The sequence below is a fragment of the Duganella sp. Dugasp78 genome (assembly GCF_059491455.1).
Genome location: NZ_CP168506.1, coordinates 653467 through 670190 on the forward strand (window position 1 = coordinate 653467; position 16724 = coordinate 670190).

Consider the following 16724-nt stretch of genomic DNA (forward strand, 5'->3'; position numbering starts at 1 on the left):
CCGTTTAAAAGCACTCGCTACACGAAAAGTGAGCGCGCATTGCTCCACGAAGAAAGACAGCACTGCATATAAGAATTTTCAATTTCAACAATCTCAAAAAAATGGGAAATACATGATTACTACAAGCATTCCGTTAGGTTACATTGCCTCAGCAGACTACATTGCGCAATGCTTCGATAGCGACTACCGCATACCTCACTTGGTGGCCGCAGAGTTCGATGCAATTGCAGAAGCACATGGCGTGTCAGCAACGCTCAACGTCCATACTTCTTCAGTGGACATCGATATCGAAGACTTACCCAAGCTACCTGATGACGATGAGCACGAGACCATCTGCGTCCGCTGGCTCGAAGAAGCAGTTCAGATAATTGAGCGGCGCTGGATGGAGGGCTAAATCCACCAGGCTACATCGAACCAGATTGAATCACCGTAAAGCTGCAAATTCAGCTCTGAATTTGCAGCTTCTTCGTTTGCTCTGGGCGAACTACGCGGAGACGCACGCGCGAACCGCGCTTCCCGCCGTCCCAAAAACGACAGCTCACAGTACAGGTTGTAAAACCTCACCATTCACGAAAGGACCCAAGCATGAAAAAGCAATCCATCAAAACTACCCCGACCAATATCAAATATCGAACCAAAGAGCGCTATGACCACACCATTCAAAGCTATGCATAAACAGGACGTCGCCGAGGCTATCGGCTGCTCCGTCCGCAACATTGAGAATCTCGTCAACTCCGGCGTACTGCCAAAGCCTAAACGCCTGGGCGGACTAATACTCTGGCATCCAGAAGAGTTTTACAAATGGCTCGACAAGGTGCTTCGAAATGCCGACGACAACGAGATTCAGGCTGGGGGACCAGAATCCGAAATCGAACAGTCCCAGAGAGTCACCGCCGCCAAAGTGCCACAGTCAAAAGCACGGGGCTCCGACCCGGTGAAGCGTATGCAAGCGCGCCAGGCCATCCGTATGAATTTTGCCTAAGCGCGCGGCCATACCACGTGTGGCAGCGACACAAACGAAATAGCAGAATCCCGTAGTACAGAATTACACGCCATGCCCACTCGGGCGACTAGCTACAGCATCATTCAAACGACTTCCCTGGACGTGCGCCATGCGCACCTAGAATGCAAACTTGTCCGAATAGAGGTTAAGTTCGATGAATGATGCTGTGGCAATTGCAGCGCAGCCAAATCTTGCAATGAAATTCCCTCTGCATCGCGCTGCAAATATGGCGGATACACATGGTGGACTCCACAAAGTCCCATGGCTACATCCCCATAGACCTCACTCCTCTCAAAAATTTGTCCGGCAGTCCTATACCCCTCCCTTCAACGAGGGCGTCGCGGGGACGCAGCGCCTTCACTGTGTTCCGGCTCCAAAGAACCATTCTTCGCTAGAACCCACTAGTACGCTCTGTGCCAATCTGTGCCAAATCTGTGCCAAACCACCTTTCTTTCCAGTTCGCGAAAATTCGCGAAAAGCAACGAACGAAAATCTAAGTTGTTGATTTTAAAGAGAGCTGTATAATCGAATATGACGTTTAGCACCCCATTTCAGGTAAGACACCTTGTTCGGGACGCAGAGGCCGGAGGTTCGAATCCTCTCACCCCGACCAGAATTCCATAGTAAAAACAGCGGGTTACATATCCGCTGTTTTTGTTTGTCAGTCGATCAGTGGCAAATCAGTGGCGATGCCTATCTGACGATCCTGCAATTGGAAAAACTATGCCTATCTGAAGGGACTTCGATTACTCTCACAATCAGCCGAAGAAGGCTGAAGCGTACTGCCTGTCCCTGCGGGCGCAAAAACTCACGCCCAAACTTACCCGCCTGGACGATCATTTCATCTGCGTGGAGGACTCATCAGGATATCAGCATGACACTGTCGCCGACGATCTAGGTCTGTAGCGCTCGCTTCAGTTCGACTACCTCGGCGCACGCTCGCATGACATCAAGGTCTGATTTCAAGGTGGCGTTCTCCTGAATTAGGCTGGCGGCCTGGCGCTCCAGCCCCTCTACCCGCAGGCTTTCGAGGTCTAGGCCGATGCTCAGCGCGCTGCTGGTAATGAGCGCTATTTCATCAGGCCTGAAGCCTGACCCGGAGTGTTTTGGACCGACCAGTAACATGCCGTTCAATTGGCCGCGTACCATCATAGGAAAGGCTAACAGCGCCACGGAAAAGGGGGCAGCCGCCGCCAGTTCGACCATCGCCAGCGTGTGGCGCAGTGTGATGAGGGTATCGTCATCGGCGTCGAAGGTCGTGGGTGCCTTTGCCAGCGTGCCATGGGTGAGTATAAAGTTGCCATCCCTAGCTTTCAGATAGAGTGCACAGCCGTCGACCATCGCAAACGCCTGGATTGCCTGCACGAACTTCAATTGCAGTGCGTCTGGCTGGATGATGTGCGCGGCCCTCTCGACGAACTGGCGCAACTGTGCAGCCGCCTCGTACCAATGGTGGAAGAAGGTATGGTCGATGCGGTGGCTGACCCAGTGCTGGATGCGATGAAAGGACAGAATAATGCCAAGCGCTACCATCGCATCGAAGATGACGTTGGTTTCCCTGCCTTGGAAATGCAGCAATTTATCTACCACCCATTCGGTCATCGCGAACGCCAGCAACAAGAATGTACTGATGATGGAAAAGACCAAGGCGCGGTTGACGGCGAAGCCGAAGTTGAAGATGCGATGGCGCAGGATAGCGTAGCCCAGGCCGCTATATGCGAGCAAAAGCACTAACGAAAGAACGACTGATGGTATAGGACCATCAAACTTGACATGAAATAGCTCGGCGACATCGCCGCTGGTAAATACCAGGTAGGTCGCGCCGAGGCAAATCCCGATCCATGCCATCCGCTGACGCGCTGCGCCGACGCTGCGGCGCCAGGCAAGCCAGATCGCCAGCGTAGAAATGACGAATGTTCCTAAACCCAGTAGCGCTTCCCACGGCAGCGCCAAGGTCAGGTTACGCACACTCCATGGCAACAGGTGAGAGAAGTCGAGCCAGTACCACAGCAGTACCACACCCCACGCGCTGGCAAACAGGTAAAAACAGTAGCGCACCCACGTGATGGAAAGTAGCGGGCGTTCCTCCGGCAGACTCAACGTGAAGTAAGGAAAACCAATGAAGGCGGCGTAATAGGCCAACGGCCACAGCAAGCGCAGGTTCCAGTCCTGTAAGGCGCCGGAAGGCAATATCCAGACATAGTTGTTGACTGCGACCGATATGAGCGCCAGTGCCAACACGCGCATGCCGATGTTGTCAGCACGGCGCAAGCCTATCATCACCCCGAAGCAAAGCGTCATGGCACCGATCAACCACTTGATCGATGCTGCTACCAGCGCCAGGACCGGATGGTCAACTACTGTGGGGTTGGCAATCGGGCGGATCGTCAGCGGCAAAGCATGCGCACCGGAATAGAGCGTCAAATGGACTTCTTCGTCAGTGCCGAGTGTACGCACCGCGTCGCCGTAGCGCTCGAAGACGACGCTGTCGCCGGGATGTGCTCCCGCGAGTACGAGCGGCGATGTGGGCCACAGCGTCATGATCGGGAGTCGGTAAGCGGCATCGGGATCGCCGAACTGCACGCCTAGTGTGCCAGCCGTATGCGGCGATGCGTGGCGGTCCTGATAGCCCAGTCCCCAAAGATGTTGGACGCCAACCAGCAGCGCGATGGAAAGCAGGAGCCATTTCCAGGAAGCGAACGTTGACGAAGGACGGGTCATGTTGTCGGTTTGGTCAAGTGGATAGCTTCGTCAATATATCATTATTAACTAAAAGAAAGCCTAAATGAGCCTATGGATGGGCATTTTGTGAACGTCGAGCGCTTGAGGTGCTGATTTACAGCGACGCCTAACAGCTCTGCCATACCTGGTATGTCGGCTATGGCTGGTATCGCAAGGATCTCGTGCTGGCGGCCGCCCCCGCAGGGCGTCGCTGGATGCTGGAATTCGAGGGGGCGTTCCAGACGGCCGAGGTGTATGTCAACGGCCGCAAGATCGCACGCCACCGCGGCGGCTATACCGGCTTCCCCGTGGATGTGACGCCGGCGCTGCACCCCGGCCGCAACGTCGTCGCCGTCCGCGTCGACAATATCTGGGACCCGACGCTGGCCCCACGGGCGGGCGAGCATATCTTCAGCGGCGGGATTTATCGCGACATCTGGCTGGTGTCTCCTCAACGGCCAGCACCGCTATTTTCGCGGCGCCAACGTCCACCAGGATCAGGCAGGCTGGGGCGACGCCGTCACCAATGCCGCCATCGACCACGACGTGCGGCTGATGAAGGATGCGGGCCTCGATTTCATCCGCGGCTCGCACAACCCGCACGATCCTCATTTTACGGAAGCGACCGACCGCATCGGCATGATGTATCTATCTGTCAGAGGCGCCGTTCTGGGGCACAGCGGGCTTCGACGACAGCGTCAAGCTGCAGCTGGCGGAAATGATACGCATACACCGCAACCACCCGTCGATCATCGCCTGGGGCATGGACAACGAAGTGTTCTTCACGACCGAGGACACGATGCCGCGTGTGCGCAAGTTGCTGGCCGAGGAAGTGGCCCTGTCGCACCACCTGGACCCGACCCGGCCGGCCGCCGTCAACGGCTCGCAGCGCGGCGACATCGACCGCATCGGCGACATCGCAGGCTACAACGGCGATGGCGCCATCCTGTTCCCCAATCCGGGCATCGCCAGCTTCGTCGCCGAATACGGCTCGACCATCGCCGACTCGCGCCGCCCGCATGGCCGCAGCCGGGCAAGCCAGCCGCGCTGCGCAGCTGGCAGCGTGGGGTGACACGGATCCGCGCGACATCGATGACAGCCGGCCGTGGATCGTCGTCGACCCGGAGCGTATTTTGAACTACCGCCGGGTGGCCATCCGCTTCGCGCCGGGCGCCCGCTGCGGCGTCAAGGCGGAGGCGCAGGACGTCGGCGGCGTCTGGCGGTCATTGGCGGACGCGCCGGCGACGGCCGAGCAGCTGGAGCTTGCCTTCCAGCCCGTGACAGGACGGCGCCTGCGGCTGGGCCTCGACGTGGGCGCCGGCGGCGCATGCGGCATCGCCGAGATCGGCATCACGGGAACACCGGATACGCGCTGATGCCTTCGGTGCTCGCTGCGCTAGCGCAGCGAAGCCAGAAAAACGTCAGCGATGTGTTGCGGTCCCTGATCGGATTGGCGGCCGCGCCCCAGCAACATGCTGCCCTCAAGTGCCGACAGCAAAAAATCGGCCAGCAGTTTCGGCGGGCTCCTGAGCTTGAATTCCCCGGCATCTTCTCCCTGCTGCAGCACCCCGGTCAGCCACGTCAGATTATGTTCAAAAAACTGCCGCACCTCGACGTGCAGTGCATCGGGAATGCCGTTGGATTCAGCGCCAAGCATGCCGCAGATGCACAAGCGCCGATCGGTGGAGAATGTCTCTGTGAACAGCCTGCAATAAGCCTGCATGCGGCCGGTCGCGCTGGCCTGCTCCCGGCTGATCGCCTCCAGCCGCCCCATGAAGCGATTGACATAGCGCTGCGCGACGACCACGCCCAACTCGACCTTGGTTGGGAAGTGATGATGAATGCTGGGTTTACGTATCCCGACTATCCTCGATATGTCCTCATAGGAAAAGCCGTTATAACCCACGCTCTGGATCAGGCTTTCCGCTGCGTCCACGATGCGCTCCGCGGCCGGTGTGATTTCGCTGAAGTGCTTCATGGCGCTTAAATTCCTGGAGGACCTGACTAGTTGGCTGGATTGTATAGACCCGATTTTTTTGCGTCAACGTCAGGTCGCAGCAGCTACAGCGCTGCGTGGGCCTCCAGCACGCGTGCCGTGTAGGTCAGCGCGGCGCCCGCGTTGAGCGCGATCGCGACGCCAAGCGCTTCGGAGATTTCCTCCAGCGTAGCGCCGTGTTCCACCGCCTTCTTGGTGTGGACAGCGATGCAGCCATCGCAGCGCGTGGTCACCGCCACGGCCGGCGCGATCAATTCGTGCATCTTCGGCCCCAGCTTGCCGGTCTTGACGGCGGCGCCTTCGATGGTCGCCAGGCCGCGCATGACGTCCGGGGTGATCTTGGCGTAGTCGCCCACTTTTCCCACCAGCGCGTCGCGATAAGCGTTCCAGTCCTGCATCATGATGTGTACTCCCTTGAGGTTGTTAGACCCGTGCTGCAGGCACGGGTCGGGTGAGTTCGCTTTACGCTTTAAGGCGTTCGGCCAGTGCTTGTGCCAGTGGCGCTGCCGAGGCCGGGCTTTGGCCGGTCATCAGCGGACCGTCCACCACCACGTTCGGCTCCCAGTTGGCCTTGCTCAGGTAGTTGGCGCCACGGTTTTTCAGCTCGTCTTCCAGCGAGAACAGCAGGTGCTTGTCGAGCTCGATCTCGGCATCTTCGGCGTTCTTGAAGCCGGTCAGGCTGACGCCCTTGACCAGGTATTCGCCGTTGTCCTTCTTGACGTCACGCAGGATGGCCGGCGCGTGGCACACCATCGCGATCGGACGCTGGGCGGCGTGGAATTCCTTGATCAGCTTGAGCAGGAACGAGTCCGACGCCAGATCCCACAGCAGGCCGTAGCCGCCCGGCACAAACAGCGCGTCGAAGCCGGTGTAGTCGATGTTGCGCAGCTTGCGCGTGTTCTTGGCCGCGTACAGCGCTACCGGATCCTTCAGGAAGCGCTCGGTGTATTCGGTGGTGAACGGCGCCTTGTGGCTCAGCAGATCGATCGGCGCTTCGCCACCCTGCGGCGAAGCCAGCACCACTTCGTAACCGGCTTCGGTCAGGATGTAGTAAGGCGCCGCCACTTCGGTAAACCAGGTGCCGGTGTGCTTGCCGCTGATGCCCATTTCGTCCAGCGAGCTCATCACCAGCAGTACGCGTTTTTGTTTGTTTCCAGTTGCTTTCATGATTACTACCCTTTCGATAAGGCGCTTACCTACCAACCAATAGGTAGGTTTCTACGCAAAAAAAATCCCAACCATCACCGCCAGAGCTGCTACAGCATTGCGTTGACAGGTGCCCATTATGGTCTTGGCGAGCTTGCCGGACAAATCACTTAATCTGTCAGGCACTGAAAGAAAAACTTTATCAATTAGTCGACAGCAGACCGATACACGAAAATCCCAGATGATGCATAAACTCACGCAAAATCAATAGCGTGGCGGAAAACGCGTTATCGTCAGGGATGCCTTCATGCGCCGCCGGCTTCCCTTGCACAACCGCCGCCAGGCGGCTGAACACGCGCTCCATGGCATCCAGGTCCAGCAACATTTCATCGCTCTCGGGCACACCGGCAAGCAAGGCGATGCGGCGCAATTTCGCGTCCGCCGAATAAAGCTTCGATACGTGCGGCAGCATGCCGTGCGCCCGGATGATTTCATCTTCGACCGGTTCGATGGCGATCTCGAATTCCTGCCGGCCAGGCGGCGACTGCTTGAAATAAGCACGCGACGTGCGCATCGATCCTATCGCCAGCGTACGCATCGTGTCCGCCGCCGGGCCATCGCCTGCAGCGACCGTGGTCTCCTCCTCGCCGATATGGAGCACCGTAATCTGTCCTACGCTTCCGAGTCGGGAACGTATCGGCGCATAGTGATCGCCAGGAGGAAAATGGGGATGGAAAATATTCATACTTCAGCGCACAGTGACGAACTCTTCCGCGGCGTCATGGTCAACACCATCCTGAACTTGACGTCGCCCGACTTCATCCGGCGGTAAGCCTCGGCGGCCTGCTCAAGCGGCATGATCTCGATGCGCGGCCGCACACCGGCCAGCACGCTGAAATCCAGCGTTTTTTCATTGTCGTACGGCGAGCCGGTGATCGAACCCTGCACACTGCGTTCGCCGACCACCAGATGTCCGGTCGAGACCGGCAGCGGGTCCTTGCCTGCGCCCAGCACCACCAGCCGCCCGCCTGGCGCCAGGCCGCCCATCAATGCCGCCACGGTGGCCGCATGGGCCACGGTCGTGACGATGGCTTGCGCGCCGCCCATGGCATTCAGCCTGGCCGCCGCGTCCGTTTCATTGCTGTCGATGTAGAGGTGCGCGCCCAGCTCCAGCGCGTCCTGGGCGATATCGCTGCCGCGTCCCACGGCGACGACGCGGAAGCCCATGCGCCGCGCATATTGCAAGGCCATATGCCCCAGTCCGCCGATGCCGAGGATAACGACGGTATCGCCGGCTTGCGCGCCACTTTTCTTGAGCGCGCTGAACGTGGCCAGCCCGGCGCACAGTATCGGCGCCGCCTCCTCGGCATCGAGCTGTTCGGGGATGGCGACCAGCCCGGTGGCGCGGGCCAGCATCATCTCGGCATAGCCACCGTCGCGCGAGGCGCCGACGAACGGCTGGTTCTGGCACAACTGAAAATGGCCCTGGCGGCATTGCGCGCATTCATTGCAGTGCCCACCCAGCCGCCCCACGCCCACGCGCTGGCCGACTTTCCAGATGCCTGGCGTGTGCTGGCCCAGCGCGGCGATGCGGCCCACCACTTCATGGCCCGGCACACGCGGCGGTTGCAACGCGGGATCGGCGCCCTCGATGTCGCCGCTGTCGGCGCCGCAGATGCCGCAAGCCTCCACCTCGATCAGGACTTCGCCGACGCCAGGCGCCGGGGTCGGACGTTCCACCAGTTCCAGCACGCCGGGGCGGCTGATCTGCATAGCGCGGTATGTTTGCTTCATGGTCGTTACTCCTTGGATGTAAAGTGGTTCAAAGGCTTATGCGGCCAATGCCCGCACGCCGATCCCGGCCGCCTCGATGGCGCCCGCGACATAGCCGGGGAAACGCGGCGACCATTCGCTGGCGATGCCGGTCAGCCGTCCCTGCCATGGACCGGCGTTGGCCGCCGCCGCGGGCGCGTGGCCGTGATCGCCGCCGGCGTCGAGATCGGCGGCCGTGGCGGTCCAGCGGTCCTGCGCCCAATCCTTGATGATCTCGAGGCGCGGCGCCGCCGCTTGCGGCCCGAACAGCCGGGTCAGCTGCGCGCGGCAAAGCGTCAGCAGCGCATCGTCGGAAAGGCGCTGGCGGGTACGCGCCGGCACGCCCAGAAAACCGAACAAGGCCGCGCTGCCGTCGGGCATCGAGGCGTCATGGATCTCGCCCATCGGTCCGCTGCCGCTGCGCGCCGAACCGGACAAGCCCTGCTCGCGCCAGAACGGCGTGTCGTAGATGGCGAGATACTTCGCGTGCGGCGCCATCCAGGTCGCCGTCGCGCGCCACTCGCGCACCAGCGGCGCAGGCAAGGCCGGCTCGAACGCGATAGCGCCGGCGGCCAGGCGCGGCGGCAAGGCCAGCAGCACGTGCGCGGCGCGCCAGGTCGTGACCTGGCCGCCGGCGTCTTCGCTGTCGAGCTCGACGTGGGTGGCGGTGTTGCGCATGCGGCGCACGGCCTGGCCGGTGACGATGCGGGCGCCGTCGAGCGTGGCGTGCAAGACGTCGGTCAGCGCGCTCATGCCGCCGACCAGGCGCATCGACCGCGGCGCGCTGACGTAGCCGCGCATGCGCACCGGCGCCTCGCCGGGTGCGCGCTCAACCATCATGTCGCCTTGGTCGTGCTGGGCGAAGCGCTGCAGGCCCAGCTCGTCGATCAGCTCATGCAGCTCCTGTTGATGGTCGGGCCAGAACCAGGTCGGGCCGAGGTCAAAGCGGTCGTTGGACGCGCCGGACGTGGCAGGCGCAGGCACGGAGGCGATGCGGCCGCCCATCGTCTCGCGCGCCTCCAGCAGGTCGATGTCGCGGATGCCGCGGCGCTCCAGCAAGTGCGCGGCGTACAGGCCGCTCAATCCAGCGCCAACAATGACGATGCGTGCGTGTTTCATGCTCATCCTTTCAAATGCAGTTGGCCAGATGATGGACCTTCAGGTAGACGGTCGCCCCCTGCTCGCCCGCGACGATGACGGGCAAGGCCCCAGCCGGCAAGCGCATCCAGCTGCGGGATGCATAGGCCTGCTGCTGCGCGACGACATCGCCTTCCAGCACCAGCAGTTCCAGTCCGTCCTCGGCGTCGGCCAGCAGGGCATCGTGCGGCGCAAGGCGTTGCAGGCTGACCTGTTCGGACGCATCGGAAAACAGCGGGCAAATCTCACGTCCCTGCTCGACCCGCCAGGAGGCCGGATCGCGCGTATCGATACGGATATACGGCTGGTCCGGCGCCGCCATCTGCTGCAGCTTGACAAAGATGACGGCGCCTTCGCCGCTGGACGGCTGATGGCTGGAGCCCGGTGGATTGCGCAGGTACCAGCCGGCCGGATAGTCCAGCCCGCCTTCGGAGAAGGTGCCATCAAGTACCAGGATCTCCTCGCCGCCGGGATGTTGATGACGCGGGAAGGAAGAATGCGGGGCGTAGCGCACGATGCTGGTGGCGCGGGCTTGCTCGGCCCCGACACGATCGAGCATCACGCGTTCGACACCGTCCTGGGGCGACGCCACCCACTGGTACTGCTGGGGCGCCATCGCGACGGGGCGGGAAAAATCAGCATTGATCAGCATAAGCGTGCTTCTTAAAAAAATTGACGAGATACGATTGTGCGTCGCTTCGACAGCCTGAACAAACCAGATTAACTGTTAGCCATTGAAAGAAAATGTTTATCGCAAAAACTGACCAACGCGTAAAATGGAGTAATGAAAACACCCATACACCTGAACGCCTTGCGCGCATTTGAAGCCAGCGCCCGGCACCAGAGTTTTTCAGCCGCCGCCGCCGAACTTAACGTCACGCCGGCGGCTGTCGGGCAACTGGTGCGCACGCTGGAAGACTGGCTCGGCGCCCCGCTGTTTCACCGGAGCTCCGGCGGCAAGGCGCGGCTGGTGACGACCGAGACCGCCGAACGCGCGCTGCCCGATCTGCGCGCCGGTTTTGACAAACTGGTGTCCGGTCTCGAACGCCTCAGGGAGGGCGGGCTCGCTGGCGTGCTGACGGTGACGGTCAGTCCCGCCTTTGCCGCCAAATGGCTGTTGCCGCGTATCGAAAGGTTCCAGTCCCTCTGCGCGGACACCGACGTGCGGCTCGATACCAATCTCAAAGCGGTCGACTTCGTCGCCCAGCGCATCGATATCGGCGTGCGATATGGCACCGGAAGCTGGCCGGGACTGACGGCCGATAAGTTGCTGGATGAAGAGGTGTACCCGGTGTGCTCGCCCGAGTTCCTGCGCTCGAAGCCACGGTTGCGCAAACCAGCAGACCTTGCGCAGCATATGCTGATCCATGACCTGTCGATGGACGGCCATGCCGATTTCCCCACCTGGGAAGCATGGCTGCGCAAAGCAGGTGTCGACAATATCGCCGCCTTGCGCGGCATGAAGATCAATAACTCGGCGGCGGTTCTGCAAGCAGCGGCCGAGGGACAAGGCATAGCCCTCGCGCGCAGCGTGATGGCGCATGACGACATCGTCTCGGGAAGATTGGTGCGCCTGTGCGGCGATATCAGCTTCGACTCGCCGCTCGCCTACTACATCGTCTACCGGCCCGAATCGGCCAACTTGCCGAGGCTGGCGACCTTCCGTCGCTGGCTGCTGGACGAAGCGAATCCGGCCTGACCAGCCAGCAGCAACGACTGGCTGGTCAGGACAAGTCATTATTTAACGCCTTTGGCGACCACCAACTTCATCGGGGAAATATCGAGCGGGACCGCCAGATGTGGCGGGACCGTCGCGATGATTTGCGCAGCGGCGGCATCCTTGTAATGCGCATCGCGGCCAGTCGCATCAGTAAAGACGTCGACGATATAAACCATATCCGGATCCTTTTCGGACTGCAGTATCAGCCATACCAGCAGCGGCTGCTCGGCTTTGGCATGCGGCAAGGCGGCGGCGACAAGTTGGGCAACCTCATTGCCTTTGCCCGGTTGGGCTTTGAAAGTAACAATTGCGGCGGTTTGGGACATGGTATTTCCTTTTTTAAAGAGTCGGCTACGTTCGCCACCGTGGCGATTGCCCCTGCGGATGCATTGCTCGCATGGAGGCAGGACTTCATTCTGAAGCCTGGTCTACGGAACCTGGGGCGGCAAACCAGCCATATTTCGTGCAGTATTCGCCAACTTGGCTTGTGAGGACTTAAATGAAGGTGGTCATACTTGGTTTTGACGGATGCATGCCGTCCGCAATGGCCGGTCTGCTGGACATGTTCGAATTGGCCCAACTCGCGGCAAGCCGATCAGATGTCTCGGACCGTTCCGGCCTGAGGCCACACTGGGAAGTGCTGTCCGCGAGCGTGAATGGCAATCCCCTGCGCGACGGACGAGGGCGTGAAGTGGCCGTGGACATGGCGGCGACCGAGATACCCAGCTGCGACGCGATATTGATTCCGGGGCTGGTTCCGGGCCTGGATGGGCTGCCGCAACGATCGCCTGAAATGCGGCGGATCGGCGCGTGGTTACGATCTCAGCACGCTCACGGCGCACTAATAGGCGGCTCTTGCGCGGGAGTGTTCGTGCTTGGCGAAGCGGGACTGCTGGACCAGAGACGTTGCACCACAACCTGGTGGTTTCAGGACGAACTCAAGCAGCGCTATCCGAAGGCAGATTTCATTTGGGGTTCGCCCCTGTTGGCGGACCGGGGCATCGTCAGCGTCGGAGGCCCGCTCTCATGGGTGGATCTTGCCCTGCATTGCATTCGACAGTTGGCCGGGCCCGAGGTCGCCCGCGCGGCCGCTGATTTCGCGGTGACCGACAATGCCCCCTTGAACCACGCGATCTATGCGCCCGATGGCTATGTTCGAACCCGCGATCCCTTCCTTTTTGAAGCAGAGAACATCGTCCGCCAGACTCCCGATCTCTTGACGGCAAGCGCGCTGGCGACCTTGCTGGCGACCAGCGAACGAACGCTGCACCGGCGACTAAAGACTCTGGTGGGCGAATCCCCCAAGGTGTTTATTACTCGCGTGCGCCTGGAAACAGCACGTGTGCTGTTGGAAAAAAAGGCCAGTAGCGTAAAACGGATTGCGCAACAGAGTGGTTATGCCGATGAAAGCAGCTTCCGTCGCGCCTTCACCCGTTTCATGGGGGTGAGCCCCAATACATACAGGCAATGGATTCAACAGAGAGGGAAATGACTTTCGGCCACCAGCGCCTGGCCGCAAGCGCCGCATGGGCTGGTCGAGTCAACGTGTCCATTCTACAACTGTTGTATTTAAGTCATTTTTTCAAAACAACAGCACAGATCCATGTTTCAAGTGTTGATTTCAATATAGTATCTCGCATTGCTGAATAAAATTACAAGTTCCTGGACCTCCGAGGCGCCAGAAATCCACCGCGGCAGCTATCCGATGACAAAAATTTACAGCCATTACGAGAGTCTCAACGTCACCCGCGACGCACCCCCAGAGGTCATCCGCGCGGCGTATCGTTCCCTTTCGCAAAAACATCACCCGGATAAAAATATCGGGAACCGCGATGCCGAGCAAATGATGGCGCGCCTGAACGCCGCGTACAGCGTATTGTCTGATTCGGATCAAAGAGAACTCTACGATTTGCAGGAACGTGCCCGCGCACAGCACTACGGCTTTCAAAGCACCGTCGATCTGGGCGACTCCACCACCGTCTATACGCCGTTTGATATGGCTGAGCCGGGCCGGGCTAACCGGCCGGCGCCGGAAACCCCGGGGCGCGCCCCCAAGAAAAGCCTGGACTCCTGGCTGTACTTTATCCACAGGCATATGCGCGGCCGGGGTGTACGCATTACAACCTTGCTGTTCGCCTTCGTTTTCCTGGCCATCCTGCTCGTCTTATGGTTAATCTGGAAAGACAACCAATCGATGATGCGCCTGGAACAGGCTGCCGTCTACGCCCCCAATACGGCTGCAGACCCATCCCCTGAACAATCGGCTCAGGTCACGAACAAGGGCTCCAAAACCAAGTCGTCGGGTGTTGAAGTAATCCAGGTCTCGGGCCCGTCCGGCCTGGTGGCAGACAACGCCGAGCCGCCGAAGCCTGCTCCGGCGCCCAAAGCGCAGCCGGCCCCCACCGCCGCCACCAAGGCGTCCGAATTCGAGCGCCTGACTGCCATGCTAAAGAGCATGGGTTTGGGCCTGCACAAGCTGGACTTGCCTACCCAGGCCTCCAGCGCCAAGCCTTCGCCGGCCAAGGCAGCCGAACCGGCCAAGGTAGCCGAGGCTCCGAAGACGAGCTCCGCGCCGCCGGTGTCGGCAGCCAAGCCCGCCGCCGCTCCCGAAGCCGGCCGTGCGCGTGAAGAAGAGCGGCCGGTCGCGGCCGAGCCTGCACGCAGCGACGCCAAGTCCGTGGCCGACGCCAGCCATGCGAGCGCACCGCCGGCCGCCAGCGTCAATACGGCCAGCGCCAGCCGTACCGCGCCGCGCACCGCCGTCATTGTCGACGCGCAGGCTTGCGTCCCGCCCAAATACCCGACCAACGCCTACCTGAGCGGCGAAAGCGGCACGGTACTGCTGGCGCTGTTGGTGGGAAATGACGGCCGCGTCCTCGAATCGAAAGTCCAGAAGTCCAGCGGCTACGTCGATCTCGACAAGGCCGCGCGCAAAGCGCTCTCGCAATGCAAGTTCAAACCGGCCGACGGCCAGGGCGAACCGGTCTGGGCCAGCTTGAGCTACGTGTGGACGCTGGACTGACATTCCAGCCGCTCCCATCCATTTGCTGAAGCGAACCAGCGGACCAGGAGAGCTGCTGTCATAATGCTGCCAATAATTATTGTTGGCATCAGAACGATTCATGAAATTCGGCCTTTTCGCGCTTATTTTTGCCATTGGCGCCAATCCGGGCAACGGCGCGATGGCATGCGAACCGATACGGATAGGCTATCTTGACCAGGAAAGACCGCCGTATTGGCTGGGAACTGGAATAGAAGTGCCCGCCAAGCCCGGCGCGTCGGCGGAGCTGGTGCAGCGCTTTGCCGCCAGCGCAGGATGCCAGGCCGACCTGAAACGCCTCCCGGTGATGCGCATCAAGCCGGCCCTGATCGCCGGCGAAATAGAATTCGCCCCGATGGACTCCAGCGCCGCGGACACCGCCGGTATCGTCTTCCCGCTCGACAAAAACCATCGGCCGGACATTGCGCGCGCGCTGGCGCTGAACATTGTCGTCTTCGTCCGGCGCGCCGACCGGATACCGCCGGCCACCGACCCGGCCAGGTATTTTCAAAACCGCTTGCTGGGCATCACCCTGGGGGCGAGCTACAAGACGCGTATGCAGGGCCTGGGCCTGAAAGTCGACAGCGGCGCGGTCGATATCGCGCGCAACCTCGAGAAACTCAGGCTCAACAGAATCGACGGCTTTGCGGTCTCCGTCAACTCGCCGAACGATATGGACGCCTACATCGCTCAAAAATACAAGGGCGCCATCGTCAGACTGCCGCAGCCAATTTTTTCCGACCACGTCTGGCTGGCCGCCAGCGCCAGCTTCTACGCAACCCATGCCCCCCAGGTCGAGAAAATGTGGACCTGGCTGGGCTCCGCCGGCGTAAGGGAATATTCCGTCTTGCTCAAGGAGTATTCGGAACTGCCGCCGCCGGCATCCAGGTAAATCTGCCACAGGTCGATCGGAGGGCGGGGCCCCACTCTCCGACATCATCGCGGCAGGCTTACGCCACCGGACGCGCTTTACGGCGCGCCATCCAGCCCACCAATCCCAGTCCACCGATCAGCATGCCGCAAGTCGATGGCTCGGGCACCGCGGTGATCGAGACGTTGTCGATCGCAACGTCGAAGTTGGTGTAGCCGTAGACAAAACCTGGCTGCAAAGTCGTGAACACGATCTCGTCGACGCCGGCCAACACGCTGGCGAAGGTGCGGCCAGCCGGCAGCGTCGGCCCTTGCGCATCGGGCCCGCCGTAGCCGCCCCAACCAGCAGGCAGCAGTGTCGACTTCGTATCACCGATAGTTACCGACAAATGCTGCCAGCCCTTGGTCGAGTCGATGCTGCCGAGGTTGTAGAACACGCTGGTGTACGGCAAGTCGGAAGGCTTGTTGTCGTAGTCGCGCAGCTCGACAATCACGTTGCGCGACACTTCACGGTTGAAGAAATAGATCTGCTGCGCCGATATGTCCAGGCCGAGCGTCACGCTCGGCGACTTGGTGTAGTCGCCGAGGAAGGCCTGGTTGCTGCTGGTGCCCCAGGTCACGCCGAAGTTCTCGATCACGGTGCGCAGGGCCGGTGCGCCATGCCCCATGCCGGTATCGATGCCGGACCCGCCGTTACCATCGATGGGCTGCATGCCCCACCAGCCTTCTTCGCCCTTGGAGAAATCGACCGTTGCGGAATGCGGCGCGGCCATCGCCGCGCCACCGGCCAGGGACAGCAACAGCGCCATCATTGCTTTATTCAAAGTCATAGGTTTTCCTTTCACACAGGTTAGAGGGATACCGCTAACACCACACCGCCCTTCAGACCACGTTTGATAGCACGTTGCCAAGGTTGAAAACGCCTGAAAATTAGCGTTTTTGCAAGCAGGTGTGAGGCCGATTCTGTGATCGGCGAACCCGTCTGTCAAAGACAACACCCAACTAAATTGTAAGGAAAATGTAACCAAGTTTCTCAATAATCAATCGCGATTCCCAGTGGAAACTTGTAACTGGCAGTTGGCGGGAGAGTGAAGGGCCGCCGCTCTCCTATGAGGAAATAATTTAAACGTCAAGCAAATTTGACCGCCTGGAAAGGAAGCAAAACCGTCGCCGGCGGCTAGCAGCGGCGGCGAAAAAAATGTTTGTTTTTTGCTACAGTGGACGACGTGGCAAGTCGGCCTGAACAGCGCCACGACGTTCCGCTGACGATTCTTCTTGG

At 60.4% G+C, this 16724-nt stretch carries 18 protein-coding genes and 2 pseudogenes; 10 read left to right on the forward strand and 10 right to left on the reverse strand.

The genetic code is table 11. The annotated features are described in order from the left end of the window. Positions 1-112 precede the first annotated feature (112 nt). Together ACEN9O_RS02825 and ACEN9O_RS02830 are read left to right on the forward strand one after the other, a co-directional pair. Entirely contained in the window at positions 113-394 is a 282-nt protein-coding gene (locus tag ACEN9O_RS02825) for a hypothetical protein (protein ID WP_495616140.1), read from the forward strand. A gap of 252 nt (positions 395-646) precedes the next feature. After that, positions 647-982: a helix-turn-helix transcriptional regulator gene (locus tag ACEN9O_RS02830; protein ID WP_495616141.1), complete on the forward strand. Its 336-nt coding sequence runs from the start codon at positions 647-649 to the stop codon at positions 980-982. Between the two features lie 915 nt (positions 983-1897). Here ACEN9O_RS02830 and ACEN9O_RS02835 read toward each other — a convergent pair. Further along, a complete protein-coding gene (locus ACEN9O_RS02835; RefSeq protein ID WP_495616142.1) occupies positions 1898-3724 on the reverse strand; it encodes a GAF domain-containing protein in 1827 nt (608 codons plus the stop codon). A gap of 164 nt (positions 3725-3888) precedes the next feature. On the opposite strand from ACEN9O_RS02835, the pseudogene ACEN9O_RS02840 reads away from it, so the two are divergent. The 4 genes and pseudogenes from ACEN9O_RS02840 to ACEN9O_RS02855 all read left to right on the forward strand — a co-directional run. Beyond that, positions 3889-4158: pseudogene (locus ACEN9O_RS02840) on the forward strand (sugar-binding domain-containing protein); the annotation flags it as partial. Next, a pseudogene (locus ACEN9O_RS02845) lies at positions 4151-4360 on the forward strand (glycoside hydrolase family 2 TIM barrel-domain containing protein); the annotation flags it as partial. The pseudogenes ACEN9O_RS02840 and ACEN9O_RS02845, both read left to right, overlap by 8 nt. Before the next feature lie 82 nt (positions 4361-4442). After that, entirely contained in the window at positions 4443-4796 is a 354-nt protein-coding gene (locus ACEN9O_RS02850; RefSeq protein WP_495616143.1) for a glycoside hydrolase family 2 TIM barrel-domain containing protein, read from the forward strand. Next, the gene (locus ACEN9O_RS02855; RefSeq protein WP_495616144.1) at positions 4744-5100 is read left to right on the forward strand and encodes a hypothetical protein; all 357 of its coding nucleotides are present in this window, start codon (positions 4744-4746) and stop codon (positions 5098-5100) included. Before ACEN9O_RS02850 ends, ACEN9O_RS02855 begins: the two co-directional genes overlap by 53 nt. Before the next feature lie 20 nt (positions 5101-5120). Here ACEN9O_RS02855 and ACEN9O_RS02860 read toward each other — a convergent pair whose 3' ends face one another. The 7 genes from ACEN9O_RS02860 to ACEN9O_RS02890 all read right to left on the reverse strand — a co-directional run bounded on the left by ACEN9O_RS02860 (position 5121) and on the right by ACEN9O_RS02890 (position 10467). After that, positions 5121-5702: a TetR/AcrR family transcriptional regulator gene (locus ACEN9O_RS02860; RefSeq protein ID WP_495616145.1), complete on the reverse strand. Its 582-nt coding sequence runs from the start codon at positions 5700-5702 to the stop codon at positions 5121-5123. 83 nt (positions 5703-5785) lie between these two features. Continuing rightward, positions 5786-6121 carry a carboxymuconolactone decarboxylase family protein gene (locus ACEN9O_RS02865; RefSeq protein WP_495616146.1) on the reverse strand — a complete coding sequence of 112 codons (336 nt, stop codon included), beginning with the start codon at positions 6119-6121 and terminating at the stop codon, positions 5786-5788. A 61-nt stretch (positions 6122-6182) separates the two neighbouring features. Next, a complete protein-coding gene (locus ACEN9O_RS02870; RefSeq protein WP_495616147.1) occupies positions 6183-6887 on the reverse strand; it encodes a type 1 glutamine amidotransferase domain-containing protein in 705 nt (234 codons plus the stop codon). Positions 6888-7068: 181 nt separating this feature from the next. Then, on the reverse strand, positions 7069-7611 hold the full coding sequence (locus ACEN9O_RS02875; RefSeq protein ID WP_495616148.1) for a hypothetical protein: 543 nt from the start codon (positions 7609-7611) through the stop codon (positions 7069-7071). After that, a complete protein-coding gene (locus ACEN9O_RS02880) occupies positions 7608-8660 on the reverse strand; it encodes an alcohol dehydrogenase (RefSeq protein ID WP_495616149.1) in 1053 nt (350 codons plus the stop codon). Before ACEN9O_RS02880 ends, ACEN9O_RS02875 begins: the two co-directional genes overlap by 4 nt. 36 nt (positions 8661-8696) lie before the next feature. Beyond that, positions 8697-9797, reverse strand: coding sequence for a flavin monoamine oxidase family protein (locus ACEN9O_RS02885; protein WP_495616150.1), 1101 nt, complete (start codon positions 9795-9797; stop codon positions 8697-8699). Between the two features lie 10 nt (positions 9798-9807). Continuing rightward, positions 9808-10467 carry a cupin domain-containing protein gene (locus tag ACEN9O_RS02890; protein ID WP_495616151.1) on the reverse strand — a complete coding sequence of 220 codons (660 nt, stop codon included), beginning with the start codon at positions 10465-10467 and terminating at the stop codon, positions 9808-9810. 132 nt (positions 10468-10599) lie between these two features. Between ACEN9O_RS02890 and gcvA the strand changes: the two genes are divergently transcribed. Then, the gene (gene gcvA, locus ACEN9O_RS02895) at positions 10600-11514 is read left to right on the forward strand and encodes a transcriptional regulator GcvA (protein WP_495616152.1); all 915 of its coding nucleotides are present in this window, start codon (positions 10600-10602) and stop codon (positions 11512-11514) included. 38 nt (positions 11515-11552) lie between these two features. Here the strand turns inward: gcvA and ACEN9O_RS02900 are convergent, their stop codons facing one another. Next, positions 11553-11861 (reverse strand): putative quinol monooxygenase, encoded by a 309-nt coding sequence (locus ACEN9O_RS02900; RefSeq protein WP_495616153.1) that lies wholly within the window; start codon positions 11859-11861, stop codon positions 11553-11555. A 173-nt stretch (positions 11862-12034) separates the two neighbouring features. Between ACEN9O_RS02900 and ACEN9O_RS02905 the strand changes: the two genes are divergently transcribed. The 3 genes from ACEN9O_RS02905 to ACEN9O_RS02915 all read left to right on the forward strand — a co-directional run bounded on the left by ACEN9O_RS02905 (position 12035) and on the right by ACEN9O_RS02915 (position 15467). Then, positions 12035-13027 carry a GlxA family transcriptional regulator gene (locus ACEN9O_RS02905; RefSeq protein ID WP_495616154.1) on the forward strand — a complete coding sequence of 331 codons (993 nt, stop codon included), beginning with the start codon at positions 12035-12037 and terminating at the stop codon, positions 13025-13027. Between the two features lie 147 nt (positions 13028-13174). Further along, positions 13175-14557: a TonB family protein gene (locus ACEN9O_RS02910; RefSeq protein ID WP_495616155.1), complete on the forward strand. Its 1383-nt coding sequence runs from the start codon at positions 13175-13177 to the stop codon at positions 14555-14557. A gap of 100 nt (positions 14558-14657) precedes the next feature. Next, positions 14658-15467: a hypothetical protein gene (locus tag ACEN9O_RS02915; protein WP_495616156.1), complete on the forward strand. Its 810-nt coding sequence runs from the start codon at positions 14658-14660 to the stop codon at positions 15465-15467. 58 nt (positions 15468-15525) lie between these two features. On the opposite strand, the gene ACEN9O_RS02920 is transcribed toward ACEN9O_RS02915, so the two are convergent. Continuing rightward, positions 15526-16275 (reverse strand): PEP-CTERM sorting domain-containing protein, encoded by a 750-nt coding sequence (locus tag ACEN9O_RS02920; RefSeq protein ID WP_495616157.1) that lies wholly within the window; start codon positions 16273-16275, stop codon positions 15526-15528. Positions 16276-16724 lie beyond the last annotated feature (449 nt).

Bases quoted from the DNA above. Each gene is read 5' to 3' on its own strand.
- ACEN9O_RS02900 (WP_495616153.1), bottom strand. From the start codon at position 11,861: ATGTCCCAAACCGCCGCAATTGTTACTTTCAAAGCCCAACCGGGCAAA.
- ACEN9O_RS02830 (WP_495616141.1), top strand. From the start codon at position 647: ATGACCACACCATTCAAAGCTATGCATAAACAGGACGTCGCCGAGGCT.
- ACEN9O_RS02860 (WP_495616145.1), bottom strand. From the start codon at position 5,702: ATGAAGCACTTCAGCGAAATCACACCGGCCGCGGAGCGCATCGTGGAC.
- ACEN9O_RS02835 (WP_495616142.1), bottom strand. From the start codon at position 3,724: ATGACCCGTCCTTCGTCAACGTTCGCTTCCTGGAAATGGCTCCTGCTT.
- ACEN9O_RS02865 (WP_495616146.1), bottom strand. From the start codon at position 6,121: ATGATGCAGGACTGGAACGCTTATCGCGACGCGCTGGTGGGAAAAGTG.
- ACEN9O_RS02905 (WP_495616154.1), top strand. From the start codon at position 12,035: ATGAAGGTGGTCATACTTGGTTTTGACGGATGCATGCCGTCCGCAATG.
- ACEN9O_RS02855 (WP_495616144.1), top strand. From the start codon at position 4,744: ATGGCCGCAGCCGGGCAAGCCAGCCGCGCTGCGCAGCTGGCAGCGTGG.
- ACEN9O_RS02885 (WP_495616150.1), bottom strand. From the start codon at position 9,797: ATGAAACACGCACGCATCGTCATTGTTGGCGCTGGATTGAGCGGCCTG.
- ACEN9O_RS02850 (WP_495616143.1), top strand. From the start codon at position 4,443: ATGATACGCATACACCGCAACCACCCGTCGATCATCGCCTGGGGCATG.
- gcvA (WP_495616152.1), top strand. From the start codon at position 10,600: ATGAAAACACCCATACACCTGAACGCCTTGCGCGCATTTGAAGCCAGC.
- ACEN9O_RS02870 (WP_495616147.1), bottom strand. From the start codon at position 6,887: ATGAAAGCAACTGGAAACAAACAAAAACGCGTACTGCTGGTGATGAGC.
- ACEN9O_RS02825 (WP_495616140.1), top strand. From the start codon at position 113: ATGATTACTACAAGCATTCCGTTAGGTTACATTGCCTCAGCAGACTAC.
- ACEN9O_RS02880 (WP_495616149.1), bottom strand. From the start codon at position 8,660: ATGAAGCAAACATACCGCGCTATGCAGATCAGCCGCCCCGGCGTGCTG.
- ACEN9O_RS02915 (WP_495616156.1), top strand. From the start codon at position 14,658: ATGAAATTCGGCCTTTTCGCGCTTATTTTTGCCATTGGCGCCAATCCG.
- ACEN9O_RS02890 (WP_495616151.1), bottom strand. From the start codon at position 10,467: ATGCTGATCAATGCTGATTTTTCCCGCCCCGTCGCGATGGCGCCCCAG.
- ACEN9O_RS02920 (WP_495616157.1), bottom strand. From the start codon at position 16,275: ATGACTTTGAATAAAGCAATGATGGCGCTGTTGCTGTCCCTGGCCGGT.
- ACEN9O_RS02875 (WP_495616148.1), bottom strand. From the start codon at position 7,611: ATGAATATTTTCCATCCCCATTTTCCTCCTGGCGATCACTATGCGCCG.